The organism is Nonomuraea monospora (assembly GCF_039531895.1).
Classification (GTDB): Bacteria; Actinomycetota; Actinomycetes; order Streptosporangiales; family Streptosporangiaceae; genus Nonomuraea; species Nonomuraea monospora.
Window position 1 is genome coordinate 1 of the sequence record NZ_BAAAQX010000106.1, and the last position, 960, is coordinate 960.

The following is a 960-nucleotide window of genomic DNA, read 5'->3' on the forward strand; positions in this document are numbered from 1 at the left end:
GTGGACAGGCCGAAGAAGCCGGCCTGGTACTGCTTGTAGATGATCGAGGCGATGGTGTCGCTGGTGAAGCCGGGGCCGCCGCGCGTCATCGTCCAGATCAGGTCGAAGGAGCGCAGGCCGCCGATGAACGACAGGATGATCACCGAGTAGGTGGCGGGCCACGACAGGGGCAGCGTGACGTGCCGGAAGCGGTGCCAGGCGCCGCCGCCGTCCACCGCGACCGCCTGGTAGTACTCGGTCGGGATCGACATGATGCCCGCGATGTAGATCACGGTGGCCAGGCCGACGCCCTTCCACACGTCCACCAGCGCCACCGACAGCAGGGCTGTGCTCGCGTCGCCGAGCCAGTCAGGCCCGGAGACGCCGATCACCGCCAAGGCCCGGTTGACCAGCCCGGTGTCCGGCCGCAGCAGCGCGCTGAAGGTGATCCCGACCGCGACCGTGGACACCAGCGTGGGGAAGAACACGACCGAGCGCAGGAAGCCGCGCAGCCGCAGCCTGCTGGTGAGCAGCACGCCGAGCAGCAGCCCGAGCACGACCTTCAGCCCGGACGTGAGGACCGCGTAGATGATCGTGTTGGCGAAGCCGATGCGCAGGTTCTGCTCGGCCAGGAAGTCGCGGAAGTTGTCCAGGCCGACGAACTCGCTGTCGAACAGCGTCCAGCGGGTCAGCGCGAAGTAGAACGCCATCACCGTCGGCACCAGAAAAATCACGACATAGACGATCGCTGCCGGGAGGTACAGCCCGTACGGGTAGGCCGACCTGCGCCTGGCCGTGGGGCGGGCGTGCCGCTGCGCGGGCCCCGTGCGGGGCCCGGCGTGCCGCGTCGTCACCACCCCGCGAGCCCCAGCTGCTTGGCCTGCTTCTCCACGTCCTTGTCGTACTGGGCGGCCCCCTCGGCGGCCGGGGTCAGGCCGGAGCCGACGGCGACGGTGATCTGCTCCAGCGACGGGCCCTTGA

At 69.5% G+C, this 960-nt stretch carries 1 protein-coding gene; it reads right to left on the reverse strand.

Annotation, left to right across the window (positions count from 1 at the left end; genetic code table 11):
• The coding region (locus tag ABD331_RS60680; RefSeq protein ID WP_344496709.1) for a carbohydrate ABC transporter permease at positions 1 to 833 on the reverse strand (833 nt) is incomplete at its 3' end.
• Positions 834 to 960 lie beyond the last annotated feature (127 nt).